Source organism: Streptomyces sp. Y20, assembly GCF_043195475.1.
Taxonomy (GTDB): Bacteria; Actinomycetota; Actinomycetes; order Streptomycetales; family Streptomycetaceae; genus Streptomyces.
The window spans coordinates 1-26,731 of sequence record NZ_JBIDDP010000016.1 but is presented as its reverse complement, the minus strand read 5'-3'; the positions used below and the strand labels follow the sequence as shown (position 1 = coordinate 26,731).

Here is a 26,731-nt window from a genome sequence, read left to right as displayed (position 1 = left end):
TTCAGGCGTTGTAGCCGCCGTGGGCGTCCAGCACTGCGCCCGTGATGTACGACGCGGCGGGGCTCGCCAGGAAGGCGATCGCCGCGGCGATTTCGTCGGGGTGCCCCATGCGTTGCAGGGACAGCGAGCTGACCAGGGCCTTGAGGGTCTCGGGGTCCGGCGGTTGCATGCCGCCCTCCATCAGTCCGGCCTCCACGACGTTGGCCGTGATGTTCCGGGGCCCGAGGTCGCGTGCGACGCCCATGGTGTACCTCTCGATCCCGGACTTGGTCGCCGAGTAGTCGGCAAGGCCGCGGGCGCCGACCCGGGAGCCCAGTCCGGAACTCACTGTGATGATGCGGCCGCCCGCGCGCAGCACTCGGGAGGCGGCCCGGATGACGGCGATCACGCCGAGGTAGTTGGTGGCGTGCATCCGGTCCAGTGCGGCGGTGTCGGCATCCGGGTCGTCCACCGCGCCAGCCACGGAGATCGCCGCGTTGTTGACGAGGATGTCCAGGCCGCCGAAGTGCGCGACCACGTCGTCGATCAGCGCCGGCGCCCGGCTCGTTTCCGCCTGGTCGGACTGGAAGGCCACGGCCTTGGCTCCCTTGCCGTGCACCTCGTCGACGACGGCCTGCGCCTGTTTCTCGGAGCTGACGTAGGTGAAGGCGACGTCGGCGCCCTGCTCGGCCAGCAGTCGTACGGTCGCGGCTCCCAGTCCGCGCGACCCCCCGGTGACCAGGGCGATCTTGCCCGTGAGTGGCTTGCTCATTCTTCTCACCTCGTTGATTGACCCTTCCCGGCAGTCGCAACATTAATTGTTACGACAGACTGTTGCAACCTTCACTGTTACGACTGCCGTAACATGAAGCGTTGTGGCCGAGAGGAGGAGTTCATGAGCGCCAACAGCAGGCTGACCATCGCCGCCCACGCGCTGGCCTGGATCGGCCTCTACCAGCGCCAGGGCCATGAGGTCGCCACCTCCGAGCAGATCGCGACCAGCGCGAACACCAACCCAGTGGTGATCAGACGGCTGCTCGGCGAGCTACGCAGGGCCGGGCTCGTGGAGTCCCGGCGGGGCGTGGGCGCGGGCTGGTCGCTGGCACGCGAGCTGGAGTCGATGACCCTGCTCCACGTGTACGAGGCAGTGGAACCCGGCCCGCTGTTCGCAATGCACCGCACCACTCCGGACCAGGGATGCGTGGTGGGTCACGGCATCCAGCCGGCGATGCAAAGCATCTACGAGGGCATCGAGAAGACCCTGAGACACGAGCTGGCCCGCGTCACGCTCGCGAACGTACTCCGGGACGTACTCGCGGCACCTCGCTAGCCTCCCCGTTACGCCCTGACATCACCAAGACCCCCATCCATGCCCAGGCCGGCGAACAGCCTGGCAACCAGTCACGCCGAAGACCGTTGCGGTATCAGACCGTGTCCTACGAGCTCGTAACTTGATCTTGTTGTAGTGCCCTTGTCCGGCGTGACCGATGTGACGATTCCGCCGTTCGGGAGGATGTGAGCACCCGGCCATGGATCGTGGACGACGACTTGTGGGCGCTGATCGAGCCGCTGTTGCCGCCCTGGCCAGAGAAGTCGCCGGGCCCACGGCCGGTACCGGACCAGCTGTGTCTGCAGGGCATCCTGTACGTCCTCTACAACGACATAGCCTGGCAACTCCTGCCGCTGGAGCTGGGATTCGGCTCGGGACAGACCTGCTGGCGGCGCCTGGACCGCTGGCAGCAGGCCGGAGTCTTCGACCAACTGCACCGCATCCTGCTCGCCGAGCTGAACGCGGCCGGCGAACTCGCCTGGTCCCGCGCGTGCGTGGACGGCTCCCACATCCGCGCGAAAAAGGGGGCGCCGACACCGGTCCGTCGCCGGTCGACCGCCGCAAGACGGGCAGCAAACACCACCTGATCTGCGACGGACGCGGCACCCCGCTCAAGGTCATCACCACCGCGGCCAACGTCAACGGCGTCACCCAGACCCTCGCCCTGGTCGATGGCATCCCGCCCGTGGCCGGACGGCCCGGGCGGCCACGCCGCCGCCCCGACTCGCTCCTCGGTGACAAGGGCTACGACTCCAACCCCGCCCGCCGAAAGATGCGCAAGCGGCGGATCCTGCCGGTCATCTCCCGCAAGGGCGCCCCGAACATCAAGGGCCTGGGCAAACTCCGTTACGTCGTGGAGCAGACCCTCGCCCTGCTCCACCAGTTCAAACGCCTTGCCGTCCGTTGGGAACGCCGAACCGAACTCCACGACGCCTTCGTCTCGTTGGCCTGGCAGCCTCATCTGCTGGAGACGCCTCAAGAAGGCTCACCCATGATCGTGTTACGAGCTCTATGCCGGATGCCGCGGTTGTACAGCCCGCCAGTGCCCCGACCACCTTCACACTGCACCGCTGTCCGTTCGACGTACCAAGGTCAAGTGCGTGCTGCGGACAGGGCACGGTGCTGGCTGGGACGGAGATTGTACCTGCGGGTAAAGGCCGCGCTTAGTGCAAAGGCGCTGGAGTAGCCGACCTGCCGGGCAATGGAGTCGAGGGTGTCGTCGGTGCGCTGCAACAGGTCGGAAGCCAGGCACAAGCGCCATTCGGTGAGGTAGGAGATGGGTGGCTCGCCCAGCATGTCGCAGAACCTACGGGCAAACGTGGCCCTCGACACTCGCCCTTCGGAGGCAAGGGTCTCGACGGTCCAGGGCCGGGCCGGTTCGTCGTGAATCGCTCTGAGAGCGGGTCCTACGATCAGATCTTGTGTGGCGTGGTACCACCGGGGGGCGGAAGCCTCTGGAAGAGAGAACCATTCGCGCAGAGTCTGGATCAGGACCAGGTCGAGAAGCCGGTCGAGCATGGCCTGCTGACCAGGTTCGTCGCGGACTATCTCGGACTCCAGAAGCTCCAGGGCTGCCTGTCGTTGTTGCCTGTGAGGGACCACTACGAGGCGCGGCAGGGAGCTCAGCAGGCGGTCGGCTATGCGACCTTTCATATTGAAGGAGCCGGTGAGCAGCGCGTGCTCGGCATTCAAGTGCGTGCCGCAGGTCCGGACCCCCAAGGCGATGCTCTCCTCGGCGAGGACGTTGCCCGCCTCGTCAGTGCAGGTACCTGCTTCGGTTACCACATACATGGGCGGGGTCTGCTGGTCGGGGGCGCTGGTGACGCTGAAGGGTTGTGGACCGGTGAGGATCGCGACGTCGAGTTTTCGCAAGTGAACAGGCTGGGCTCCATCCGGAACGACCCAGGCGTCGCCGCGCAGCAGTGTCACGAGCGTCATCGACGCACCCTCGTCGAACCTGATTGACCAGGGTGGGGACATCAGGTTCTGCCCGATCAGCGCTCCAGCGGAGCGGATGTGCTCAAGTATGTCGGTCAGGGCATCCATGCCCCAAGATTAGACGCTGAAGCATGTAAGGCGAGACCTTGAATCATTCCTCGTCTCACGCTCTGCGGGTTTGATGAACATGTGCACGAACCCGAGTCAGTGCGCACCGACGTCCGACAGGGCGTGGTGTTGCGGACGAGAGGCTCGTCCGCAGCTGATACCTACAGCAGGCAAGAGGCGGGATCGGACCTGTTCGCCGATCCATTCACCTCACTCGATACATGCTCACGCGCCCTTGGACCTGTGGCGTGCGAGCGGCTTCAGTACTGGAGAAAGTGTGATGCTCGACAATGCGCTCGCGTTCGAAGCTTCGATCCGGGCAGGCGATCTCGCGGAGGCCATCGGCCTTCTTCGCTCCGGTACGGATGTGAACGGGCGCGGCCCCGAAGGCCTGACACCGCTGATGATCGCTTCCGGTCTCGGCCAGCCGCAGATGGTGGATCTTCTGCTGAGTGCCGGAGCGGACGTGCACGCGGCCGAACCGCGCATGGGGGCGATGGCGATCCACAAGGCGGCCCAGTCGGGCAACGCCGATGTGGTCGGACTGCTGCTTGACCACGGATCGTTCATCGATCAGCAGTCTCCCGTTCTTGGGAACACCCCGCTCATCGATGCGGTGCTGCACAAACATGAGGGTGTAGTCCGACTGCTCCTTGAGCGTGGCGCCAGGACACCGATCAGAAACCACTGGCAGCAGACGGCACTTGAGATTGCCCGGGACGAGAGGCTTGAGGCGATCGCACGGCTGATCGAGGAGCGAAACGACAGAGATGCCGCTCATGCCGGCAATTCGACGTTGATCGCCGCGATCAAAGCGAACGATCTTGGACAGGTGAAGCAGCTCATCTCATCCGGAGTCCCCGCCAATGAGCGGCTGCCCACCATCGGGAGCGTCGACGACGACTACACTCCGCTCGGCATCGCTGTCCGCGAAGGACACACCGATATCGTGCGCGAGCTGCTCGACGCGGGCGCGGACCCGCGCCGGGTGATCGGCTTGATGAAGGGCACGCCGGTGCATGAGGCGGCCTACTTCGGGCATGCCGACGTCCTGCGGGCGCTGACGGAGACGAGCGGGCGCGTCGGTGCGCCGGAGGCAGAACTGGACGCGCAGGGGTCCTACAACGGCCTGACCGCTCTGCACGATGCGGTCTGGCACGGGCATCTGGAAGCAGCGCAGGTATTGGTCGGCGCGGGCGCCCGCCTGGACCTGAAGACACATGCAGGTATGACGCCCCGTGGGCTGGCACACCTCTACGGCTACGACGATCTTGCCGCGTTCCTCGCCGAAGCCGAGACGAACTGATCCGATCAGGACCGTCACGGATCACCGGACACGAAGCACGCCCCAACTGGTCGCGCGTCCGCAGGCTTTGGATTCGCCCTTGATCGAAGGAGCTTGTCATGACCGATGCCATCACACCGCACCCCTTCGCCTTCCCTGACTCCGCGCTCGACGACTTGCGCGAGCGGCTGTCCCGCACCCGCTGGCCCGACCGGGAGACGGTGAACGACTGGAGCCAGGGTGCGCCGCTGGCCAGGATGCAAGGACTGATCGACTATTGGCGCGACAGCTACGACTGGCGCGCTGCCGAGGCCCGGTTGAACGCACTGAATCCGTCCATGACGCGGATCGACGGACTCGACATCCACTTCCTTCACGTTCGCTCACCGGAGCCCGACGCGGTGCCGTTGGTGCTGACCCACGGCTGGCCCGGTTCGGTCTTCGAGTTCCTCAGGGCCGCGCCGCTTCTCGCCGATCCACGAGCACACGGTGGCGATCCGGGCGACGCCTTTCACGTCGTCATCACCTCGTTGCCCGGCTTCGGCCTGACCGAGAAGCCGACAGAGCCGGGTTGGACGCCGGCCCGGACTGCGCGTGCCTGGGTCGAACTGATGCGGCGGCTCGGCTACGACCGTTTCTTCGCACAGGGCGGTGACTGGGGCTATGCGATAGCGAACGAACTGGGCGGGATCGGTGCGCCTGCGGTGCAGGCGGTCCACTTCAACATGTTCCCCATCTTCGAAACGATGGAGGCCGTCGACACTCAGGAAAGGCGCGCCCTCAAGAGGCTGCGGGACTTCAAGCAGAACGAGTCGGGCTACCAGATCGAGCAGATCCAAAGCCCGCAGACGATCGGATACGCCCTCAACGACTCCCCGGTCGGGCAAGCGGCGTGGCTGTACGAAAAGTATGAGCAGTGGACCGATCACGGAGGTGATCCGGAAAGCCTGCTCAGCCGCGACGAAATGCTGGACAACATCACGCTGTACTGGCTGACGGCGACGGCGACGTCCTCTGCGCGCATCTACTGGCAGAGCATGACGAACTGGAAGGAATGTGAGATCGACGTGCCGGTCGGCTTCACCCAGTTCCCGCGCGATATTCATGAGACCAGCCAGCGCTGGGTAGAGGAACGGTATCCCACACTGGTCCACTACAACGAGTCCCCCAAGGGCGGGCATTTCGCCGCGTGGGAGCAGCCGGAGCTGTTCACCGAAGAGGTCCGCGCAAGCTTCCGCCATACGCGATGACAGCGCCACTCGGCTCGGCCGCTCCAGGCCGAGCCGAGTCGCCGGTGTCACCGCGGCACGCTGAGAGTCGGCACTGGCTGGTGGAGAAGGACACGTACACGGCCATACCGTCAAAGGCGTCCCGGTGTTTCGGTTGATGATCGAAACCCCAGCATTTGGCCGCGGGGAAGCCCAATTGTTTCCGTAACGGACCTCGCTCGATGCCACAATGGTCGAGCAAGGTCTGGGCACGCACGAGGCCGATCAACTCGCCGACATGTTCGTGCTGATGGAAAGCGGCCTGATCGCCGAAACGACCCAGGACCTCGCCGCTGTGCTGGGACGGCCACCACGGACCTTTGCGGAGTACGCCGCCCACGCGGCAGCAGCGGGAGCATGGCATGCGCAGTGATCGCCCGGCGTCCGGAGCCATCCTGCTCGGTGCGCACGCCGAACCCAGATCGCCTAATCGACGCCTCGTTCAACGCTCTCAACACCACTTCCCACCTGACGAAAGCACTTAGATGACCACCGACGACAAATCGCTGACCTTGCTGGTCACCGCGAACCCCGACCCCCGGTCCCTCACACATCACGTGATCGAGAGGCTCGAAGCGGCCCTCTCTCCCCAAGCAGTCGAGGTCGCCGATCTCCACCAGGAGCAGTTCGATCCCAGTTTCACCCTGGCAGATCGCCGCGCCTACCATCAAGGCGGTGATTATCCGCCGGACGTCATCCGTGAGCACCGCCGTCTCGAACGCGCTACCGACCTTGTGTTGATCTTCCCGGTCTACTGGTGGTCGATGCCGGCCCTGCTGAAGGGATGGATCGACCGAGTCTTTGTCAATGGCTGGGCCTTCGAGTACTCACCCACTTCAGCTCTCCGTCCCAAGCTCCAGCAGCTCAGGACACACCTCTTGCCCGTCGCCGGCAGCGATGCCGGCATGTATGAGCGGCATGGATACGAAAGGGCCCTGAAGACACAGATCGAGCATGGCATCGTCGACTACTGCGGAAGTCGCCGTGGTGCCACCGCCTTCGTCTACGAATCGGAACAGGTCCTCGCCGAAGCCACCAAGGAAAACGTGGACCGCGCGGTGCGGACCATCACCGAAGCCATCCGGGGTGGATCGACCCACTCCCGACACTGAGTGCGGTCCAGGGGCGATGACGGCCGACAGCCGAGGACATCAGGGCACTCCATACGTGCCGCACCGCCCGACGGTCTACGCCCCAGACGCGTACGGCGGCATACAACGACCGCACACAGGGCGATGACCTGCGTGGCCGGGCCCTGGGGAAACAGCTCGGTGGCAGCCTCCGGTGCCGGTCACGTCGCGTTCGACGGTAATGCCGTGTGCCGGCAGAAGGCGGCCGGTGTCGCACGCACCTAGCAAGCGGGCCGTGTACCGACTGGTGTTCGCCACCCGTAACCCGTATGGCTTGTGGGTATTCGGCGACACCGTTGCCTGGGCCCGGGCAACGTGGTGGGAGACGCTGGAGGAGCGCGAAAGGGACGACGGCTGTTTTCCATGGCCTCGGTGACGCGCCCAGATCCGAAGGAGGTCGAGGCCAAGGCGGTGCCGGAAATTGCCAATCCTCCGGCGAAGCTGCTGGCACGGACCCGGCGACCGGTCAAGCTAGTCGAACACACGCTGGAGATCTCCGGGTCCTTCTACGGGCAAGTCACCGAGCCGGTGGTACGCAAAGCGGTGCAATTCCTGCACGACTAGTGCTGTGACCGCATAGGTTCGCCGGGTTGCCGGGCGTCGGTCGCTGGTCGTCATGCACCGGACTGAATGGGAGGTCCGGATGTCAGTCGGCGAGCGCGGCGTTGACGATCGCCTTGATGTACGGGAGGTCGTTGCCGGTCCCCGTCGGGTTCAGGGAGTACACCACGCGGTGTCGGAGGTCGCGGGTGGCGAAGATCTCGTTGTCCCAGCCGGGGCGGGAACCGGTCTTGCCCCACGCGTACTCGCCACTTGGGAGCTGGTACCGCAGGAGTCCGCCAATGCTGTAACGGGATGCCTGGCCGACGCAGTTCGTGTTGTCGGCGGCGCTCTTCACGTTCGGTACGTCGAATACCAGCTTCTGCTGGGCGGGTGGGAGCAGGCTGCCCCGGAACAGTGCGGCGATGAAGCGGTCCAGGTCGGCGGCGCCGAGAGTGCCGAGGAAACAGCCGCCGACCAGAGCGGCTGCGGCATGGACTCGCCACATGGCAAGTGGTTTTCGAATGAGTTGTTCCGTGGGGACTCCGGTCCGGTGAGGGAGACGAGGAATGAGCCGTGACTTAGCCGCCTCGGCTCGAGAGTGATTCGGCTGTGGTCCGCCGGGCGCCGACGCCCGGCGGACCACAAGGCGGCACGTCACGCCGTCTGGCGATGCTGTCGGCAGATGCCGGATGGTGCTGTCAGCACCTCGGCAGTCCGGCTGGCGGGTCGTGCGGCGTGTTGACGTTGCCGCCCCAGGAGTACACGCCGTAGTAGGCGTGCTCGGGGTGGTCGTGCGTGTCGATGACGACGCCGCGGTACCAGACGTTCGTGTGGTGCTTGCCGTCGTTGTAGTAGTCGCCTCGCTTGTAGCAGTCGACGGCGAAGCTGCTCTTGCCCTTGGTCGTGCCGAGCACGTGGCTGTTCAGGTGAGGGCCACTGCGCAGATGGCTGCCACCGTCCACGGTCGTCCCGATCCCGCTTGCGGCGGCCGGGGTGGCTGTGGCCGCGTCGGCCGGTACTGCCGGGTTGAGTGGTCCGGCGGCGATACCAATGGCAACCGCTGCGGTAGACAGTGCCGCACGCACAGATGCGCGCATAGTGATGCTCCAATCTGGTGTTCTGATAGCTCGTGACCCGGCACACACGCAGTGGGGACACCGGTGGTGCCGGGGTGCGGGAGGCAGCGGCCGTCCGCCTGGCTTGTGGGACGACGACACCGCGGTCGAAGCAGGGTGGGGGGTGCGGGCGTCCACCCCCGTGGGACGCCCGCACCGGCAGGTCAGTAGTCCCAGGCGGGGTGGCCGTAGCCCCAGATGAGGTGGCTGGTGCGGGGGTACTTCAGCCGCTTGACCTGGTCGGAGCGGTTGCCCTCGACGGTGTAGACGTAGGTGTCGTCGTAGGACGTCACGATCCCGATGTGGTCCTCGCCGTCATGACCGTTGAGGTCGAAGAAGATCACGCAGCCTTCGCGCGGGCCGCCGCCGGTGGCCCCGCGGCGGTAGAACCGGTGGTGGTTCCTGAACCACTTGAGGTGGTCGGGGACGGAGGCGTGCTTGCCGCCGATGGCCGCCAGCTGGCCGACCTCGTGGAAGACCCAGCTGACGAAGATGTCGCACCACTCCTGTCCGTCGGCCCCGTACCACCGGCCGTACTTGGTGTGGTTGGTTCCGCTTTCCCGGTATCCCACCTCCCTCTTGGCGATCCGGGCGACCTTCACCGGCGGCACGTTCGGATCCATCGGCGCGACGGCGTCGAGCACGGCCAGCTCGGCCGGCGACAGCTCCTGGCTGGGATCGACGGGCTTGGTTACCGCAGCGAGTCCCGGCACCTGCCCGCCGGAGACGAGCGGCCTTTCCTGCGGGGCGAGCGGTTCGGACATGATCACTCCTTCGTGCTGTCTACGCGGGACAGCGATCGACTGACAGGTGACGGGCCGGACGAGATGAGCGAGTCCGTGCCGTCTGACCTTGACTTTTCCGGCCGAGGAATTGAATGGGCAGCCGGTTTCGCCGCTCTGATCAATGACTGCACGGCAGGTCAGGGGCGTGGCGTGCGGGGCTGACCAAAGAAGTCGCCTGTGGTTGCCGTTGCCACATCGGTGCGCGTAGCTTCACGGACCACAGTGCTGCGTCCACGGGGGGAAGCGGCGCAGGGGGTGATGTTGATGGCGGGACGTCCGGAGAGTCCGCTCGATCCGAACGCGGGTCCGGTGCAACGGTTGGCGGCCGAGTTACGCAAACTCCGTGCAGAAGCCGGGAGTCCGACCTACCGGGTAATGGCGCAGCGCGCGGGGTTAGGGGCGAGCACACTGTCGCAGGCGGCCGCGGGGGAGCGGCTGCCGACCCTGCCGGTCGTACTCGCATACGTGCGTGCGTGCGGCGGCGATCCGGAGGAGTGGGAGGAGCGCTGGCGTCAGGCGGCGACGGAAGCAGCGGCCGCACCCCGGACCGAGGGCGAGGACACAGAGCCTCCTTATCGAGGTCTGGCCCGTTTTGAGCCCACGGATGCAGATCTGTTCTTCGGCCGCGATGAACTCACCGAGCGCCTGTTCCAACAGGCCTGCTCCCGCCGCTTCACCGCCGTCTTCGGCCCCTCGGGCAGCGGAAAGTCCTCCCTGCTCCGGGCCGGTCTCATCCCCCGTCTGCGCGCTCCCGATCAGGCCGGGCCGCGGCCGGCCGCCCTGCGCGTGCTCACCCCGGGCGAGCACCCGATGCGCACCCACGCCGAGCGCCTTGCACCGACCGACGGGGACGGGGACACGTGGCTGATCGTGGACCAGTTCGAAGAGCTCTACACCCTGTGCACGGACCCCGGTGAACGCGAACAGTTCCTCGACCATCTCCTGGCCGCCACTGACCCGGCCAGTCGGCTGCGTGTGGTCATCGCGGTACGCGCCGACTTCCTCGGCCGCTGCGCCGCACATCCCCGGCTGACCACCGCGCTGCAGGATGCCACCGTGCTGGCTGGCCCGATGAGCCGGGACGAACTACGCGAGGCCATCATCAAGCCCGCGCAGAGCGTCGGTCTCATCGTCGAGCGCGCGCTGTCGGCCCGTATCCTCGAGGAAGTCGAGGGCCAACCTGGTGCGCTTCCGATGATGTCACACGCTCTGTTGGAGACGTGGCGGCGCCGCAGAGGCCGTGCCCTCACGCTCGAGGCGTATGAGGCGGCGGGCGGCTTGCACGGTGCGATCGCCCGCACAGCAGAAGACGCCCATGCCCGCCTCACGCCGGCCCAGGCCGATCTGGCCCGCAGGATCGTGCTGCGGCTGATCACCCCCGGTGAGGGGACCCCCGACACCCGACGGCCAGTTCCTCGCACGGAGCTCGCCTTCGACAGCCCCACCGACACGGCCGTCGTCCTCGACCGCCTTGCCCGTGCCCGCCTGCTCACGCTCGACGAGGACATGGTCAACATTGCCCATGAAGCCCTCCTCACCGCCTGGCCCAGGTTGCGCGGCTGGCTTGAGGCCGAACGCGGGCGTTTGCGCGTCCACCGGCAACTCACCGAAGCAGCGAACACGTGGCGAAGCCTGCACGAGGACGCCGGCGTGCTGTACAGGGGAAGCCGCTTGACTACCGCGGAAGAGGCCTTCCCAGAGCCTGACCGCCCCAGTTTCCTGACTGAGACGGAGGCGTCTTTCCTAGCTGCGAGCATCAGCGTTCGCTACAAAGAGCAGCTCGCGGCCAGACGCACCGTTCAGCGCATGCGCGTGCTCCTGGCCGCGCTGGCCGTCCTCGTTCTACTCGCGGGTAGTGCCGCAGGTGTCGCTTTTCAACAGCGTGGCGCCGCACAGAGGGAACGGGACCAGGCTCTCGCCCGGCAGATGGTCGCCGAGGCTGATCGTCTCAGCGGGCGGGGTGGGGCACTGCAGTCGCAGGACGCGTCCCTTGCCGCCCAGCTCGAACTCGCCGCGTACCGGACGCATCATGCACCTCAGACGTACACGGACCTAGTGAGTCTGACAACGGCCACGCTGTTCTCGGAAACGCCCAATGACGAACCAACACCCGACAAGAGTGGCAACTCCGTGCCGTACAACGAGGGCGTCTCCTCCGATGCCGCCCACGGCCTCATGGCTGTCGTTGGAGATGACGGCCGAGTCCGACTCTGGGACACCCACGACTTCGCTCACCCACGACGAGTGGGCCGCCCGATCGTCGGCACCACTGTGGCATTTTCTCCACGCGGAAAAATGCTTGCCATAGCCGACGACACGACAAATATTCGCCTCTTGGACACTTCTGATGCGACATCTCCCCGACTGCTTACCACCTTTAGCGCGCCAGGACCTCTGGGCGCTTCCACAATGACTTTCAGCCCCGACGGAAGGGTTCTCGCCGGAGGCACCGGTGACATCTTCCAGCGATCGCACAGCGGCACATTCCTCTGGGATCTAAGCAATACTGCGCACCCGCGTCTGCTCGACCACCACCCACTGGCCGGCTGGGTGGCAGCCTTCCAGGCGCACAGCCCAGTCCTGGCCGTCGCGAACGGGACCAACGGAAGCGTCGATCTCTGGAGGGTATCCGGAAAAGGGGCACCTCGGTATTTGGGAGGCTTTCGCACAGGCGCACTTCAGGTGAGTCACCTGACATTCACTCCGGACGGCAGGTATGTCGCCGCAGACGGCAGCGGAAGAAGCCAGGTCTGGCTGTGGGATGTCCAGGACCCTAGGCATCCAACCCGATTCAAGCAGCCCTTAAGTACCCCGGACGGGTCGCAGGTCAACTCTGCCGCGTTCAGCCCCGATGGAAGGGTACTCGCCCTCTCGGGGGAAAATGGAGTCCAACTGTGGAATGTCACCTCCCCAGATGACCCGAGCAGACTCGGGGAACCTCTCGGGTTGCAGGGGCGCGGGCTCCTGGGCCTTGTCTTCAGTGCCGACGGCCACGCATTGACGACCATTGGACAGACCCTTCGTATGTGGACCTTGCCACCCAATGTTCTCGTCGGATGCGTCGGCTATTCGCCGCCGACCGTCAGTCCCGACGGTCATACCCTGGCCGCCGTGTGCGATCGTCACGGTGATCAGGTCGTGCTGTGGGACATCACATCACCGTTCTCACCGACCAGGATGAGGCATCCTTTGCCTGCCTCTCTCGCAGTGTTCGCGCCTCGTGGACACTTGCTTGCCACAGCTGACCAGGAAGGCGCGATCGCTCTCTGGAACACTGCCGCGGGGCAGACTCCGACGCGGTACGCCCAGCGGCGCATGAGTCCTGACAATGCGGTGGATCTCATGGCCATCAGCCCGGACGGGCGCACTCTCGCTACGGGAGTCGGTGGGGACCTGAACGTGCAGCTCTGGGATATCTCCGATCCCAGCCGCCTGCGGTGCCGTGGAGTGATCACCCCATCGGAGGACGGAAACTATGGACTGCAGGGTTTTTCTTTCAGTCGCACTGGGCACACGCTCTCCATCACGCTGACCAACGACATGAGCCAAGACGCGGCAGGAGAGATCACCTTCTGGAACACCGCGAATCTGGCTCACGCTGTCCGTCTCGGAAAACCATGGCCCGGTGAGCAGATGGCCTTTTCGCGGCTAGGCGTCGCCGCCCTCGTTCAGGCAGACGGAGCTGTCCGTCTATGGCAGGTCAATCACTCGGGAGCGAAGAGGCCCGGCGCTCTCATCGCCACCGGCAGTGCACCTGTCACCTCCATTGGGTTCAGTTCTGACGGACAGCGGCTCGCAATGGGAAAAGAAGACGGCACCCTCCGACTTTTCGACGTGAGTGACCTTGCCCACCCGAGGGCCGTGGGTAATCCGGTGACCGGGCACACAGCAGCGGTCCGGTACGTCGCGTTCCCTGAGACTGACGTCATCGTCACGGGAAGCGATGACGACACGGTACGGTTCTGGGACCTGAATGCAGCGCGAGCCACCCGGCGTATCTGTGCAGTCACAGATCATTCTCTAGGCCGTCGGCAGTGGCAAGAATACGTCGCTACTTCGCCCTACCGGCCACCGTGCCTTTGATCGCTGCAGGAACTCGGCGTCAGTACACCACCGGCCTGCTGTCGACCTCGGCGGTCGGCCCGCTCTGCACACCATGCAGCTGCAGCAGCTGCTCCTCGGCGCTGTCGACAGCGCTGGTGATCAGCCTGCGCTGCTCGGCGGGTACCGCAGCCCGCCACGCCGCCGATGCAGCCCAGCTGGACCTGCTGGAGGAAAGCTGCAACGGCGCCTTCGTCTGGGACGCGTTGTGGGACCAGTGGACGCCGCAGGACAAGATCAGGCCCTGGCTGCGCACTCTGACAGGGGACGTCGCCGGATCGGTCGCAGGAGCACTGCGCGATCATCCCGATTGCGCACGCCACTTCTCCTCCCTGGCGAACGAACTCCGAGTCGATCACCGGATCCGCTCGGCAGTCTCACCACCTTCGCCGGGTTCGGCCGGAACCGCCGGATCAACATAAAGGCGACTACGCCTGGTATTCGTCCTCTGCGCTGCGACCGGTGTCGGTTACGACCTTGGAGGCCTGGAGGCTGGGTGTGCTGTCACTGTGAAGCTGGTTGCACTCTGGCTGTGGTTTCCTCTGTCGGTAGCGATCTGTGGTGGCTAGACTTGCCACCATGTCTGTCACCACGATGACCTTGCGGATCCCGGATGATCTTGCGCCGTCGATCAAGGCGGCTGCTTCGGAGGCCGGCTTGAGTGTGAACGCGTATGTGGTGCGTGCTGCGCGTCGTGCGGCGACTTTGGATGCCGGGCGGCAGCTGGCTGCTCTCGGCCTCGGTGATGACCTGGCGGGCGAAGGCGACACTCTGTGAGGCGCGGTGAGGTCTGGACGCTGCCGGATGGCCGCGATGTCCTGATCGTCAGTCTGACCGGCCTGGAGGAGTCCTACGGGGCGGTGCTGGTGATCGTGTTGCATGAGAGCGGCCGGTTCCCGGACACGGCCATGTCGGTGGTGATCGACTCCCCGGTCCCGTGCACCGCCGTCGCGGTCAACATCGTGCAGCTGCGCACGAGCCGTTTCGACGGTGCCAAGCTCCTCGGACCGGTCGACACTGCCGTCATGGCCCGCGTCGACCAGGCCCTGCGCGCCGTCCTGGACCTTTGAAGCACCCCTTACCCAGCCCAGCCCGTGTCCCTGCCTCTGAGGGGAGGGTCCCAACAGCCGGTGGCAGGGCGACGCGGACTGGCCCTGCTCCCCGTGATGGTCCCGACCACCCCCGGTACCTGGTCGAGCCCACGTTTCCTCGCCGGCGCGGGGGTGTGCCGAACTGCGCCAGGTTCTCGCGCTGCGCGGCCCCGTCTTCCCCGCCGACGCGGGGGTGTTCCGATCCACGCCGTCCTGTCCCAGCGGAAGGCACTTCCTCCCCGCGGACGCGGGGGGTGTTCCGGCGACCGTGCTGTCCGGGGAGCTGACCCACGAGTCCTTCCCGCCGATGGGGGGTGTGCCGCTCCGTACTCGGCCCGGACCGGACCCGGATACGGCGGTGACCGGTCGAGCCTGGTGGACGGCTGGGCGGGCCCTGTGCAGCCGGCCATCTACTACGGACGCCCTGAAACAGCTTCGTGCGCGCGATATGTACGTCATACGTACGCTGTTCGTGCGGTCAAGCCGCAGATCTGGGCCATGGTGAAGGAGCGCGTGGTGATGACGGGAGTCGTCGTCGACACCCGTGGCCGGATCGGCTGCACCGCGCCGATCGGGTCGACGGGCGAGGACTGGCTGCGGCACCTGACCGTCGCACTGTCGACCCGCTACGCCGCTCGCTTCTTCGAGGCCCAGGAGCAGGGTGCCGGTGAGCAGCGCCTTTAGAAGCTGTTTCTGAGCCGTTCATGCCATATCAAATTGGGCCTGGACGGCACTGGCCCGGGAATCGCAGGCCTGCTGGTGAGCGAGGTAATCAGGTCGACATGGAAGAACGGATGGCGCAGGGTTCACCCCATGCCTGTTCCTTCCTCGATGCTGTTGCCGATCGGGTACCGCAGTCGATCGGCTACCACTGCTGACGCCCACGCAGTTCACCGCTTGGTCACCGCGTGCGAGTACGAGCTGTACGGCCGTGCCGTGACCGGCTCCGATCGCATCGCCGCTGATCTCAGCTTGCCTGGCTTGAAGCTCAAGTCCGACACGGTGCTCGTGCCCGACTCTGAGGGAGAACTGGCCGGCTGGGGGTGGGTGAAGGGCCGGCGGGCTACGGTCCACGTGCACCCCGATCACCGGGGGCGGGGTCTTGGAAGTTCGCTGCTCGCCTGGGCTGAGGCGCGGGCCCGGCAGCTGGGAAGCAATTCGCTTGCCCAGACTGTCTCCGACAGCGATCACGCGGCGGGTGCGCTCCTGCGGTCCAGTGGGTACGTCCGGCTTGTCACTGAGTGGCTGCTGGAGATCGCGATGCCTGTCGAACCAGAGGTGCCTGAACCGCAGTGCGGTATCACGGTCCGGTTATTTCGGGACGGCGACGAGCAAGCGGCATACCAGGTCACCGAGGACGCGTTCGACGAGTGGCAGCAGCGGCGAAAGACCTACGCGGAATGGGCCCGGCATACAGTCGAGCGAGCAACGTTCGCCCCTGCGGCATCACCGGTCGCGTTTGCTGGCGGTCAGATGGTTGGCGCGGTGCTGTCGCTGGACGTCCCGGGCAACGACGAAGGGTACGTCGAGCGCGTCGCGGTACGACGCGACCACCGCAACCGAGGGCTCGCTCGCATGCTGCTGCAGGCAGCGTTCCGCGCCTTCTACCGGCAAGGGAAGCAGACCTGCACGCTGTGGACGCACTCGGACACCGGTGCGCTGTCGCTGTACGAGCGGATTGGCATGACGGTCCAGCGCAGTTCCACGGTCTATAGCAAGGCGCTCACCACCGGGTAGCCGAAGACGGCTGGTCTTATGGTGGCGTCATGGAGGAGCGGGTGCCCCGGCTGAGGCTGGTCGTAGTCGCAGCCGACGACTCCGGGCCGCGACTGTGTCGCGGATGCGGTGGTCCGCTGATGCCGGCGGCGAAGGCGATGGCGGTGTTCTGCTCGTCCGCGTGCGGTTCGAGGCACTGGCGGCGGATGCGTCGGGCCCAGGCGAGGACCCGGGCGGTGCAGGCCGACGTAACGGTCGCCTGCCCCCAGTGCGGGGCGTCGTGGACGGCCGGGGTCGACCGTCCCGTCTCGGCGGTGTACTGCTCTCCCGCCTGCCGCAAACGGGCCTGGCACACGCGGCGCACGCAGCCCGGCGGGTCGTGAGCCTGCGCGCCCGACACCGTCAGGGCCGCTTCGGGTGCCGGGCCGGTACGCCCTTCCGTCTGGGGCAAGGCGGCCGGATCGTGCGAAGTGAGTGGTGTCCAGGGCGAGTTGACGGCACGCGAGGGTGTTGTCCCTAGGGCTCGTGAGGGTGGTGTCCGGATGACCGGGATGGTCGGCAGTGTGACCCGGCAGCGCTACGACGAACTGGTCCAGCTGGGGCGGGACTGGGTATCGGCGATGAGCAGCGTCCAGTGGCAGCTCGGGGACGCGGCCATGGAGATCGAACCGATGCGTTCCTATGGGGGCACGAACCCGTCGGGGAGCGAGGAGTTGTTCACGGTCAGCGAGGCGATCCGGATGTTCGCCGAGGACGTCGGCCTGGCCTATTCGACCGTCCGGGACTACCGGTGGGTGGCCTCGCGCTGGCCGAAGGAACACCGGCGGGCCGACGTGTCCCACACCATCCACAAGATCCTCGCCTCCATCCCCGAGGAGCAGGAACGGTTCGAGGCGGTCAACAACCCCCCGCCCAGTGCGCGCGGCGGACCCGCGCGCTGGACGCATGACAGCGCGAAGCGGATCGTCGGCTGGAAGGTCGACACTCCCGAGAGCGTCCAGGAGAAGGTGGATGCGATCCACGACCTGGCCGCCGATGACCAGGTGGCCGCGCGGGTGGCCACCGACTTCCTGCGTCGTCCGGCGGTCGCCTCGAAGGCGATGGCCGACGACACTGCCAGGCATGCAGTGAATGAGGCGCAGTTCGACCAGTTCCGCCAGCAGGTCCAGTACGGGCAGGAAGAAGCGGCCCCGCAGCTGGACCAGCTGCGGCGCATGGAGCACAACACCCAGTTCATGGACCTGGTCGCGGTCTGCACGCAGTTCACCGTCACGGCCGGAAGGATCGTGCCGAACCTGCGCGGCGAGCCCTACGACGACGCCGAACGCGAGACGATCCTGCGGGGCCTTGCACGGGTGCGGGCGTCGGCGGACTGGATCGAGAACGCGGTCACCCGCGGCGAGGTCGACCTGGACGAGCAGCTTCAGAAGCTGCTGAAGGGCTCGGGCGAGTAGCGATGGGGCGGGGCGTTCCCGCTCACGTCCACGCCGAAGCCATCCTTTCCGCCCTGCTGGAGGCCCGTCCGGCCGGCCTGACCATCGTCCAGCTGATGGCGGCCACCGAGCGCACCCGCGCTCAGGTCCACACCGGGCTCGCGCACCTGCGCCAGGTCGCTGCGGCGAAGGGGCTTCCGCCGGTGACCTGGGACAAGACGTGGGGCTACCGGATGCTGGAGGACGCTCCGGAGGTCTGGATCGGCTACGAGCGTGCGTTCTTCGAGTCGGTGCACCACCGGGTGGAGAACTTTATCGCCGGGATCCTCCTGCCGCACCAGAAGAAGAAGCCCGACGATCTCTACATCCGCACGGTCATGGCGCAGATGGGCGCGATCGAGTCCACCCTGCACCTCCTCGCCAACCTGGAGTGACCCCCTGGAAAGGCGACGGGCCGCGACCGCCCGCAGTTGGCTTCTTCTTCAGGTCGCGGCCCGGCACCCCCGTCATGCCGCTGCCCCGCTACCGCTACCCCTCCGACACCAGCGACCTCGAATGGGCTCTCCTTGAACGGCTCCTGCCCGTTCCTGCCTGCCAGACCCCGAAGGGCGGGGCCCCGGAGAAGTGGTCCCGCCGCCGGGTGGTCGACGCCATCCGCTACATCACGGACAACGGGGCGAAGTGGCGGGCGCTGCCCGCCGACTTCGGCATTCCGTGGCGCACGGTGTTCGGGTATTTCGCCCGCTGGGCGAAGGCCGGCGTCCTGCGGCACATCCTCGACCAGCTCCGCCGACGGTTGAGGCTGAACCGTCGACGGTGTCCCTGGCCGGTCCGGGTGATCGTGGACTCGCAGTCCGTCAAGGGCGCGGAGACCGTGTCGAAGGCGACGCGCGGCTATGACGCGAACAAGCACATAAATGGGCGGAAGCGGCATCTCCTGGTTGATCAGGACGGCCTGCTCGTCGACCTTCTCGTCACGCCGGCCGACGTCCAGGACCGGGACGCGGCCCGCGTCCTGCTGACCCGCCTTCACGCCGAGCACCCCGAGATCGTCCTGGTCTGGGCGGACAACGGCTACGGCGGAGACGAGTTCAGCACCTGGGCACAGACCGCCCTCGGCATCACCGTCAAGGTCGTCTCCCGGCCCAAAGACGCCAAGGGCTTCGTCTTGTTGCCCAAGCGCTGGGTGGTTGAACGGTCGAATTCGTGGACGATGCGGGCCCGCCGCAACGCGCGGGACTACGAACGCCTCATGTCCCACGCCGAAGCCCACGTCCAGTGGGCCTTCATCACTCTCATGACCCGCCGCCTCACCCGACGAAACCGCCGGACCGAACCGGTCTCAACTCCCTTCGCCGCAGCTGCCTGACGATCCCATCGGCTGCCGTTCGGTTCGGCGTCCATCGACGCTCAACCGAACGGCAAACCCGATCACCACCCAGCTTCAGGGCCTCCTGACCTGCGGCGACAGGATGTGACACAGGCACTAAGGACTGTCCGGGGGCGTCCAGTTGATCCAGGGCGGTGACGTAGGGCCAGGCGGGGCACGGCTGCCGGCGGATCTCGCCGATGCCGCCGGTCTGAGCGCGGCGTACCCCGCCTCGCTCAGACCGCTTCGGGCGCGCGGGACCGGACATGACCCGAGTTGGCACGCTGGGAATTGACGGGCAGGGCCGCAGCTCGGATCAGCTTGCGGAAACCCCTTCGGGCCGAAGCATCGCCGAGATTGCCGCGGCCACTCCCTCGGGATGCGACAGTGGCGAGAGGTGGCTGCTGGGGAGCTCGGTGACGACGGCTCCGGCACGTGTGGCGAACCATCGCTGCAGTTGCGGATCGAGGATCCGGTCGTGGGCGCTGAGCACGTAGCCGCAGGGGAGGTCTTGCCAGGCGCCCGCAGAGGCCGGGGCCGCCAGACAGGCTCCATGGGTCGGCTTCTGCATGGCGGCCAGGCTCCGGGCAAGGCGGGGCGGCAGATCGTGGGCGAGTGCGTCACCGAACAGTTCCGGGTCCACGTCCGACCAGCCGTCCGCAGCGAACCGCAAGGCCACGCGGCCTGGCATCTCGGCACCCTTGTCGCTCAGCATGCCGATGGTCTCCCCCTCGCCAGCGACGTAGCCGGCCACGAAGACCAAGGAGTTGACCATGGGATGCTCAAGTCCCGCGCCGGAGATGACGATGCCGCCGTAGGAGTGTCCGACGAGGGTGACCGGTCCTTCCAGCGCGTCGATGTGCCGACGGGTCCAGGCGATGTCGTCCGCGAGTGAGGTCATCGGCAACTGGACGGCCAGTGCTTGATGGCCCTGTTCGTGCAGGTGGCCTATGACCTCCTGCCAGATCGAGCCGTCACTCCAAGCACCGTGGACCAGCACTACGTTTCCCATTTCGCACTTCCTTTTGCCATGACTGCCGTGAGTGATTCCCGCCGGCCCGGCGGAGGTTTGAGTTCCTCCGACATGAGACCGGGACACGGCGCGATCACGCACGAGACGGTGGTGTTCTTGCAATTTCTCGACGTTGAACGGGTGAGGTGACGAAGACCGACTCACGGCGCAACGTGTGAGTACGCCAGACAACTTCGCGCAGCGCATCCGTGGCCCTTTCGCCGTGGCGTCAGCCCGTCGCCGGAGCCCGGCAGCTCGGGGGTGGCGACCGCGCCCTCGCCCTCGCCGTCCTGTCCCCCACCCGTTCCGGAGCCGTGGGCTGCGCCCTCGTTCCCGCCGCTCCCATCGTTGGCGTCACGTCCGCGCAGGCGTGGATACCTTGCCTGCGGCCTCGGAGGGACGGCCGGAGCCGGGTGCCGTACGGACCAAGAGCAGTACGGCCACGGCGCCGACGGCCGCGGCCAGGGCCGAGAGGAGGAAGACGCGGTCAAGACCAGCGGCGAAAGCCTGGTGGGCGAGGTCCGCCGCCGCCTCGCGGTGCCCGGCCGGTGCGGAGGCGATCACCTCGTTCGCCTGGCCCGAGGCCAGGGCGTCGGCGGCGTCGGCGGCGTGCGGCATTTCGCCGTCTGTCAGCGTGTTGGTGGCATTGCTCGCGAAGACGGCGCCGAGGACCGCGATGGCCAGGGTCATGCCCAGTTGGCGCGCCGTGTTGATGGCTCCGCCCGCCATGCCGGCGCGCTGCCGCGGCACGGCGGAGGTGGCGGCGGAGACAAGGACGGGCGTGGCCAGGCCCACCCCGAGACCGGTGACGACCAGCCCCCAGGTGAGCGATGTCGCGCTCGCGCCCTGCGACATGCCGGCGCGCAGCAGGAGCATGCCTGCCGCCGCCAGCAGCAGACCCAGCCCGATGGGCAGGCGCGGGGAGAGCCGCTGGATGTGCCGGCCGGTCACGGCCGAGACGAGGAACGACGCGGCCGCGAGCGGGGTCAGAGCGAGTCCCGCCTCGATGGGAGCGAGTCCGGCCAGGGACTGCAGCCACAGCGACACGAGCGCTAGGCAGCCGAAGGCGCTGGCCTGCAGGAGAAGCGCGCCGGTCAACAGCCCGGCGAAGGAGGCGTTGCGCAGCAGCGCCAGGTCCAGCATCGGGGTTTCGCCGCGGTGGGCCGTGCGGTGTTCCACCACCACGAAGGCCACGAGGGCGAGCGCGGCGACAGCGTAGGAGACAAGGGTGCCAGGCGAGCCCCAGCCGTCGTCGGACCCGCGGATGAGTCCGTAAACGAGGGCGCCGGCGGCCACGCTGAAGGTCGCGGCCCCGGGGAGGTCGATGCGGTTCTTCCGGCCGACCGCGACCGGCCGGTCGGCAGCCATGAAGCGCCGGGACAGAACGATGGCTACGACCGCGACGGGCAGGTTGATCCAGAAGATCACGGGCCAGCTGATGCGCTGCGTCAGGACGCCGCCCAGCAGCGGACCCGCCGCCGCTGCGGCCCCGTTGGTCGCACCCCACAGCCCGAAGGCCGTACCGCGGTCCCGCCCCTGGTAGGAGGCGAGCAGCAGAGCGGGAGCGGTGGCGAACATGGCGGCTCCGCCGATGCCCTGCACAGCCCGGGCTGCGATGAGCACGCCGGCATCGGGAGCGAAGCCGCACACGAGCGAGGCCACGGCGAACAGTGCGAGCCCGCCCACATAGGCTCGCCGGTGCCCATAGCGGTCGGCGAAAGCGCCGGCAGCGAGCAGCAGCGCCGCCAGAGCCAGCGCGTAGGCGTCGATGACCCACTGCAGCGACGCGAAGGACGCGCCGAGGTCACGGGCCATGCTGGGCAGCGCCACGTTCACGATGGTGACGTCCACCAGCAGGATGCACGCGCCGAGACAGACCGCTATGAGCGGTCCCCACTTACGCATGTCGTCATCTCCATTCAGGGATCGGGGAACGGACCGAAGCCCCGGTCCTCGACAACTGTTGACCGCGTGTGCGCGATCAGATAACTCGCACGGCCAAATTTGCACGCATTCCCTAGAATCGATGCCGTGAAGACGTATCTCGACAGTCCCGACCGTGTGGGGCACTACCTCACCGATGAAGACCTGGCCCTGGCACACGCCCTCCAGCTCAACGGCCGCGCCTCCTTCACCGAGATCGCGGCCGTGCTCGGCGTCTCCGACCAGACCGCGGCTCGCCGCTATACCCGCCTGCGCACCACCGGGAAACTGCGCGTGCTGGGTCTGACCGACCCGTTCCGGCTGGGGGACCAGTCATGGTTCGTGCGCGTGCGGTGCACTCCGGACGCATCCGCCTCCATCGGCTCGGCACTGGCCCGACGCACGGACACCACCTGGGTCAACCTCACCTCGGGGGGAACGGAGACGATGGCCGCGGTTCGCACCCGCGGCCCCGGCCTGGAGGAGCCCTTCCTGGTGCAGAAGCTGCCCCGCACCCCCCGGGTGGTCGACGTCTCCGCGCACTGCGTCCTGCATGTGTTCTTCGGCCAGGACCTCGGCTTCATCAACAAGAGCGGACCGCTGACCGACGCGCAGGTCGCCGCGCTGACCCCGCGGCCAACGGACGGCGGGTGGACAGCCGGCTCGGAACCCGTCGTGCTGGACGACCGCGACCGACTGCTGCTCGACCTGCTGGCCCGCGACGGAAGGGCCCCGGTGGGTGAACTGGCCGCGGCCACCAAGCTGTCCGAGTCCACAGTGCGCCGCCGCATCAACGATCTACACGCCGAAGGCGTGCTGTACTTCGACGTGGACTACCACCCCGACGTCCTGCACCGAAAGCTCAGGATCGCGCTCTGGCTGGAGATCGACCCCGCGCGGCTGGCCGAGGCAGGCGAGGCCCTGGCGGCGCATCCCGAGGTGTCCTTCGCCGCGGCGGTGACCGGCGCGACGAACCTGTACGCGAGCATCCAGGTGGAGTCGGCGCAACTCTTGTACCGCTACCTGACCCAGACTGTGTCCGGACTGCCCGGACTGCGGCACACAGTGACCACGCCCATCCACCGAACCCTCAAGGGCCCGGGCCCATATCCACTGCCACCGGAACTATGACTGAGCGTGTTGTGATGCTCTGGCCTCGAACGCTGCCACGCACGTGATCACTCGTTCGGGACCCGCACGTATGTGATGTCGCCGCACCACTTCTCATTCAACTCCGCGGCACGGAAGTCGTGTGGGGTGCGGGGTTGTTCGTGAGGTGGGAGTTGCCTTTCTCCAGTTGTCTCGTTGATGACATCGGTGGCACGCGCAGGATTCAGGTGCTGCCATAGCCGGAGGTCATCGATGTGATGGTGGTGGAGTGTGGGGGAGAGGCCTTTTCTCCGGCTGGTGGAGGGCGGGCTTGATGACTGGGACCCCGATGCCGGACGGGCACGGGATGTGTGGGTGTTCCAGGCCGGCTGTGTCCGGGCGTTCGCCGCGACGTGGGTGGTGCGGGGGTTCGCCCCGACGACGATCGGTGCCTACACCTCCTTGCTTCCCCGGGTGCTGGCCCACTTCGACTGCCCGGTGTGGCAGATCGAGCCCGTCCATGTGGACGCGATGCTCCAGGCCCTGCTGCGCGCGGGCCGGACCGCGGGAACCAGACGCCGCTACCTGGACATGCTGCGCGCCTTCCACACGTTCGTACGCCTGCGCTACGCGAGTGAGATCCGCGCCCTGTACGGGGCCACCGTTGGTGATCCGCTGGACCGCTTCAACAGGCTGCGCCACGTCCAGGACGAGCCAGCGCAACGGCTGCCGCCCACCGCCGAACGCCTCACGGCCTTCTTCGCCCATGCTCGCGCCCGCCTGGCCACCGTGTCCGACTACCCGGCCGCGGCACGGGACTACGCGCTGTGGCGCACTCTGTATCACTCCGCGCCGCGGCTGAGTGAAGCCCTCCGCCTGGAACTGTGCGACGTCCACCCCGAACTCGGCCCGTCCGGCAAGCTCCACGTGCGGTTCGGCAAGGCGGCCAACGCCTCGGGACCACGCCCGAGATGGGCCCCGATGCTGGACGGCCTGGACCGGATCCTTGCCTGGTACCAGAGCGACATCCGCCCCCTGTTTCCCCATACCGCCGCATTGTTTTGCGACGCCCACGGCGAGGCGCTGAAACCGGAAACCGTACGCGACCGCCTGGCCCGCCTTCTGGACACCGAAGGCCGCATCGGAGGTGACCAGTTCACCCCGCACGACCTGCGCCGCGCCTGTGCCACCCACCACTACGAACAGGGCATGGACCTGATCACCGTGCAGCAACTGCTCGGCCACGAGCACATCGCCTCCACCATGGCCTACGTCCGGCCATGCCTCACCTTCATCGAGGACGCCTGGCGCCGCGCCACGTCCCGAGCCCTGACCGGCCTGGCCGGCTGACCCCGGGACTCCCTGTGACAACACCTCCTCCGCGTGCCGTGCAGACCCCCGCCCCGCCACCGGCGGTGGAGTGGAAACTGCGCATGACCGCGGCACAGCGCGGCATCTGGACCGGCACCGAACTGCGCCGTCTCCTGGCCGATCGCGCCGGTCTCGAACTGTCCGCGGCGTCGGTGTCCGCCCTCTTCACCAAACAGCCTTCCCAGGTGAAGCTGTCCACCCTGGCCGCACTGTGCGCCGGCCTCGACTGCACTCCCGGCGATCTGCTGACCCTGCCCGGATCCACCGCACCCTCCATGCCTGCACCGCGCACCGACCCGGCCCCCGACCGGCAGCCTCCGCAGCAGCAGCCCGCGTCCCGCCACCGATCACTGCCACCGCTGTGACCGCACCCGAGCCCGCCGCGAACCCACCCGCGCCTTCTGCCGCTGCCGTATCCCGGACGGCCGCGGACACCTGCCCGGCCTGCCACCGCCTGCGCCGGCTGCGCCCCGACACCGGCCGCTGCGCCTGGTGCTCACGGACCTGTGCCCTGTGCGGCGATCCGCCCAGGACCTCTGCGCGGCCTGCCAGCACCGCTCGGAGGGTCGACGGGCACGGGGCCCGTGCCGGCACTGCGGGCGCCGGCGCACCCTCGACGCGGCGACCCGGCGCTGCCGGGCCTGCACCGATCCGGCCACCGCACCGTCCCCGGCATACTGTGAACACTGTGGCACCAGCGGCCAGTGGGCCAAGGGCCTGTGTAAATGCTGCTACGAGAACTCACCGCACACCGTCATCACCCGTGTGGTCGGCTGGGCCGAGCGCATGCCTGCCGTACCACCTTGGTGGAGCGACTTTGCCGCACACCTCGCAGATCACCGCCACCCCATCTACGCGGCCGACGTCGTCGCCGCCACCGCACGTCTGATCACCGCGGTCGCGACCGGCGACCCCGGAGAACTGCTTGCGCACGCCCGCAGCAGTGCACACGAACTCGTGGGAGCGCTCACCGATTTCTTCCGCACCCACGGCCGCCTCGCCCCGCCACCGGACCTCACCGACCGGCGCGCAGCAGCCCGCCGCACCCGTCGCATCGGGGCCGTCCCCGGCCCGCTGCGCCCCCAGGCCGCCGCCTTCGCAGATTTCCTGCTGCTCCAGCGCGAGCGAGCCCAGCAGCTCGGGCTGCGCCCGAACCGGCTGGAGACCGTTGAGATCCGTCTGGACACCATCCGCGACCTGGCCCTCCACCTTGAGGGACACAGGGCCTGGGCGAGCGTCACCACCGCAGACCTGGAGTCCTTCCTTGCCCAGGCCCCGGCCCGCCGCGCCTCCCACCTCGCGGGCATGCGTCAGTTCTTCGCCCATGCCCACCACTCCAGGGCCATCCTCCACAACCCCACGGAGCCGATCACCGCCGTCCAGCAGAGGGGGTTTCACGGACCCACCCTCACCCCGGCCAGACAGCGCACCCTGTACGAACGGTGGGCCACCAAGCACCACATCCACCCGCACGAGGCCTTCACCGGCCTCGCCGCTCTCCTCCACGCAGCAACCATCACCGAACTGCGCCGGTTCACCGACGCCGACATCGACCCCGACCGCCACAGCGTCCGCTTTCCCGGCAGATCAGTGCATCTCCCACTGGACAGCGCGACGTGGAAGGCGCTGCAGCGCTGCCAGGAGCACCGGCGCCGACTCGGCACGGGCAATCGCCACCTGCTCGTCACCAGGCTCACCCGAACACACCACGGACCTGCCGGCGCCGCCCATATCCGCGACAGCCTCGCGCCCGCCGGCCTGCTGCCCCGAGTTCTGCGCTCCACACGTGCGATGTGCCGGTTTGGTGTCAGTGGGTGGATGTCAGTGACGGTATGTCAGGCCGGTGTGTTATCGCTGATCGGGTGTTGAGCGGGGGCGTGGTCACTGACACGGGGCGGTACCTGGGGCGGGCGTGGCTGTCATGGGGCGGTACACCCCACTCCGCTCCACTGTCTTGAGAACGGCACTTCTGATCCTTCGGGGGCCGGGCGGCGGCACGGTGGTCGGTGTCGGGTTTTGCTGTGGCGTAGCTGTGGCGTCTGCTTATTGATCTTGGTTGTGGCGTGCTGTTGCTCAGTTGTTTTGAGCGGTGTGTTCGTTTCGTGGGGGAGGTTTACGCGAAGCCAAGTGTTCGGTGCTGGACGA

26 protein-coding genes and 2 pseudogenes are annotated in these 26,731 nt (G+C 67.3%); 19 read left to right on the top strand and 9 right to left on the bottom strand.

Going from position 1 to position 26,731, the window contains the following annotated elements:
• Position 1 precedes the first annotated feature (1 nt).
• Positions 2–751 (bottom strand): SDR family NAD(P)-dependent oxidoreductase, encoded by a 750-nt coding sequence (locus ACGFT1_RS30620; RefSeq protein WP_373912235.1) that lies wholly within the window; start codon positions 749–751, stop codon positions 2–4.
• A 123-nt stretch (positions 752–874) separates the two neighbouring features.
• Here ACGFT1_RS30620 and ACGFT1_RS30615 point away from each other — a divergent pair, with 123 nt between their 5' ends.
• Together ACGFT1_RS30615 and ACGFT1_RS30610 are read left to right on the top strand one after the other, a co-directional pair.
• Positions 875–1,309, top strand: coding sequence for an Rrf2 family transcriptional regulator (locus ACGFT1_RS30615; RefSeq protein ID WP_373912234.1), 435 nt, complete (start codon positions 875–877; stop codon positions 1,307–1,309).
• A 185-nt stretch (positions 1,310–1,494) separates the two neighbouring features.
• Positions 1,495–2,304 (top strand): annotated as a pseudogene (locus ACGFT1_RS30610) (IS5 family transposase).
• A gap of 97 nt (positions 2,305–2,401) precedes the next feature.
• Here the strand turns inward: ACGFT1_RS30610 and ACGFT1_RS30605 are convergent.
• Positions 2,402–3,355: an AraC family transcriptional regulator gene (locus tag ACGFT1_RS30605; protein ID WP_373912233.1), complete on the bottom strand. Its 954-nt coding sequence runs from the start codon at positions 3,353–3,355 to the stop codon at positions 2,402–2,404.
• Between the two features lie 280 nt (positions 3,356–3,635).
• On the opposite strand from ACGFT1_RS30605, the gene ACGFT1_RS30600 reads away from it, so the two are divergent.
• From ACGFT1_RS30600 to ACGFT1_RS30580, 5 genes are all read left to right on the top strand, one after another.
• Positions 3,636–4,661, top strand: a complete 1,026-nt coding sequence (locus ACGFT1_RS30600; RefSeq protein ID WP_373912232.1) for an ankyrin repeat domain-containing protein — start codon at positions 3,636–3,638, stop codon at positions 4,659–4,661.
• Positions 4,662–4,759: 98 nt separating this feature from the next.
• Positions 4,760–5,890 (top strand): epoxide hydrolase family protein, encoded by a 1,131-nt coding sequence (locus ACGFT1_RS30595; RefSeq protein WP_373912231.1) that lies wholly within the window; start codon positions 4,760–4,762, stop codon positions 5,888–5,890.
• 208 nt (positions 5,891–6,098) lie between these two features.
• Positions 6,099–6,281, top strand: a complete 183-nt coding sequence (locus ACGFT1_RS30590) for a hypothetical protein (protein ID WP_373912230.1) — start codon at positions 6,099–6,101, stop codon at positions 6,279–6,281.
• A 112-nt stretch (positions 6,282–6,393) separates the two neighbouring features.
• A complete protein-coding gene (locus ACGFT1_RS30585; protein WP_373912229.1) occupies positions 6,394–7,020 on the top strand; it encodes an NAD(P)H-dependent oxidoreductase in 627 nt (208 codons plus the stop codon).
• A 381-nt stretch (positions 7,021–7,401) separates the two neighbouring features.
• The gene (locus tag ACGFT1_RS30580; RefSeq protein WP_373912228.1) at positions 7,402–7,602 is read left to right on the top strand and encodes a hypothetical protein; all 201 of its coding nucleotides are present in this window, start codon (positions 7,402–7,404) and stop codon (positions 7,600–7,602) included.
• Positions 7,603–7,684: 82 nt separating this feature from the next.
• Here the strand turns inward: ACGFT1_RS30580 and ACGFT1_RS30575 are convergent, their stop codons facing one another.
• From ACGFT1_RS30575 to ACGFT1_RS30565, 3 genes are all read right to left on the bottom strand, one after another.
• The gene (locus tag ACGFT1_RS30575) at positions 7,685–8,086 is read right to left on the bottom strand and encodes a hypothetical protein (RefSeq protein WP_373912227.1); all 402 of its coding nucleotides are present in this window, start codon (positions 8,084–8,086) and stop codon (positions 7,685–7,687) included.
• A gap of 193 nt (positions 8,087–8,279) precedes the next feature.
• Entirely contained in the window at positions 8,280–8,543 is a 264-nt protein-coding gene (locus ACGFT1_RS30570; protein ID WP_373912226.1) for a hypothetical protein, read from the bottom strand.
• 317 nt (positions 8,544–8,860) lie between these two features.
• Entirely contained in the window at positions 8,861–9,460 is a 600-nt protein-coding gene (locus tag ACGFT1_RS30565) for a CHAP domain-containing protein (RefSeq protein WP_373912225.1), read from the bottom strand.
• Between the two features lie 279 nt (positions 9,461–9,739).
• Here ACGFT1_RS30565 and ACGFT1_RS30560 point away from each other — a divergent pair, with 279 nt between their 5' ends.
• Positions 9,740–13,564, top strand: coding sequence for a helix-turn-helix domain-containing protein (locus ACGFT1_RS30560; RefSeq protein ID WP_373912378.1), 3,825 nt, complete (start codon positions 9,740–9,742; stop codon positions 13,562–13,564).
• Between the two features lie 19 nt (positions 13,565–13,583).
• On the opposite strand, the gene ACGFT1_RS30555 is transcribed toward ACGFT1_RS30560, so the two are convergent.
• On the bottom strand, positions 13,584–13,838 hold the full coding sequence (locus ACGFT1_RS30555; protein ID WP_373912224.1) for a hypothetical protein: 255 nt from the start codon (positions 13,836–13,838) through the stop codon (positions 13,584–13,586).
• A gap of 323 nt (positions 13,839–14,161) precedes the next feature.
• On the opposite strand from ACGFT1_RS30555, the gene ACGFT1_RS30550 reads away from it, so the two are divergent.
• The 4 genes from ACGFT1_RS30550 to ACGFT1_RS30535 all read left to right on the top strand — a co-directional run bounded on the left by ACGFT1_RS30550 (position 14,162) and on the right by ACGFT1_RS30535 (position 16,410).
• Entirely contained in the window at positions 14,162–14,359 is a 198-nt protein-coding gene (locus tag ACGFT1_RS30550; protein WP_229900791.1) for a toxin-antitoxin system HicB family antitoxin, read from the top strand.
• Complete coding sequence (locus tag ACGFT1_RS30545) at positions 14,356–14,652, top strand: hypothetical protein (protein WP_373912223.1); 297 nt, start codon at positions 14,356–14,358, stop codon at positions 14,650–14,652. Before ACGFT1_RS30550 ends, ACGFT1_RS30545 begins: the two co-directional genes overlap by 4 nt.
• A 540-nt stretch (positions 14,653–15,192) precedes the next feature.
• Complete coding sequence (locus ACGFT1_RS30540; protein ID WP_373912222.1) at positions 15,193–15,357, top strand: hypothetical protein; 165 nt, start codon at positions 15,193–15,195, stop codon at positions 15,355–15,357.
• Between the two features lie 252 nt (positions 15,358–15,609).
• Positions 15,610–16,410: a GNAT family N-acetyltransferase gene (locus ACGFT1_RS30535; protein WP_373912221.1), complete on the top strand. Its 801-nt coding sequence runs from the start codon at positions 15,610–15,612 to the stop codon at positions 16,408–16,410.
• Positions 16,411–16,426: 16 nt separating this feature from the next.
• On the opposite strand, the gene ACGFT1_RS30530 is transcribed toward ACGFT1_RS30535, so the two are convergent.
• Positions 16,427–16,840, bottom strand: a complete 414-nt coding sequence (locus ACGFT1_RS30530; RefSeq protein WP_373912220.1) for a hypothetical protein — start codon at positions 16,838–16,840, stop codon at positions 16,427–16,429.
• Between the two features lie 91 nt (positions 16,841–16,931).
• Here ACGFT1_RS30530 and ACGFT1_RS30525 point away from each other — a divergent pair, with 91 nt between their 5' ends.
• The 3 genes and pseudogenes from ACGFT1_RS30525 to ACGFT1_RS30515 all read left to right on the top strand — a co-directional run.
• Positions 16,932–17,843, top strand: a complete 912-nt coding sequence (locus ACGFT1_RS30525; RefSeq protein ID WP_373912219.1) for a DUF6192 family protein — start codon at positions 16,932–16,934, stop codon at positions 17,841–17,843.
• Positions 17,844–17,845: 2 nt separating this feature from the next.
• Positions 17,846–18,256, top strand: coding sequence for a RacP protein (locus tag ACGFT1_RS30520; protein ID WP_373912218.1), 411 nt, complete (start codon positions 17,846–17,848; stop codon positions 18,254–18,256).
• A 74-nt stretch (positions 18,257–18,330) separates the two neighbouring features.
• Positions 18,331–19,140: pseudogene (locus tag ACGFT1_RS30515) on the top strand (IS5 family transposase); the annotation flags it as partial.
• A 367-nt stretch (positions 19,141–19,507) separates the two neighbouring features.
• Here ACGFT1_RS30515 and ACGFT1_RS30510 read toward each other — a convergent pair.
• Both ACGFT1_RS30510 and ACGFT1_RS30505 read right to left on the bottom strand, forming a co-directional pair.
• On the bottom strand, positions 19,508–20,203 hold the full coding sequence (locus tag ACGFT1_RS30510; protein ID WP_373912217.1) for an alpha/beta fold hydrolase: 696 nt from the start codon (positions 20,201–20,203) through the stop codon (positions 19,508–19,510).
• Positions 20,204–20,557: 354 nt separating this feature from the next.
• Positions 20,558–22,108, bottom strand: coding sequence for an MFS transporter (locus tag ACGFT1_RS30505; RefSeq protein ID WP_373912216.1), 1,551 nt, complete (start codon positions 22,106–22,108; stop codon positions 20,558–20,560).
• 126 nt (positions 22,109–22,234) lie between these two features.
• Between ACGFT1_RS30505 and ACGFT1_RS30500 the strand changes: the two genes are divergently transcribed.
• From ACGFT1_RS30500 to ACGFT1_RS30485, 4 genes are all read left to right on the top strand, one after another.
• Complete coding sequence (locus tag ACGFT1_RS30500) at positions 22,235–23,257, top strand: Lrp/AsnC family transcriptional regulator (RefSeq protein ID WP_373912215.1); 1,023 nt, start codon at positions 22,235–22,237, stop codon at positions 23,255–23,257.
• Positions 23,258–23,590: 333 nt separating this feature from the next.
• Positions 23,591–24,565 (top strand): tyrosine-type recombinase/integrase, encoded by a 975-nt coding sequence (locus ACGFT1_RS30495; RefSeq protein WP_373912214.1) that lies wholly within the window; start codon positions 23,591–23,593, stop codon positions 24,563–24,565.
• Positions 24,566–24,648: 83 nt separating this feature from the next.
• On the top strand, positions 24,649–24,951 hold the full coding sequence (locus tag ACGFT1_RS30490) for a helix-turn-helix domain-containing protein (RefSeq protein ID WP_373912213.1): 303 nt from the start codon (positions 24,649–24,651) through the stop codon (positions 24,949–24,951).
• A gap of 421 nt (positions 24,952–25,372) precedes the next feature.
• Positions 25,373–26,455, top strand: a complete 1,083-nt coding sequence (locus tag ACGFT1_RS30485; RefSeq protein ID WP_373912212.1) for a hypothetical protein — start codon at positions 25,373–25,375, stop codon at positions 26,453–26,455.
• Positions 26,456–26,731 lie beyond the last annotated feature (276 nt).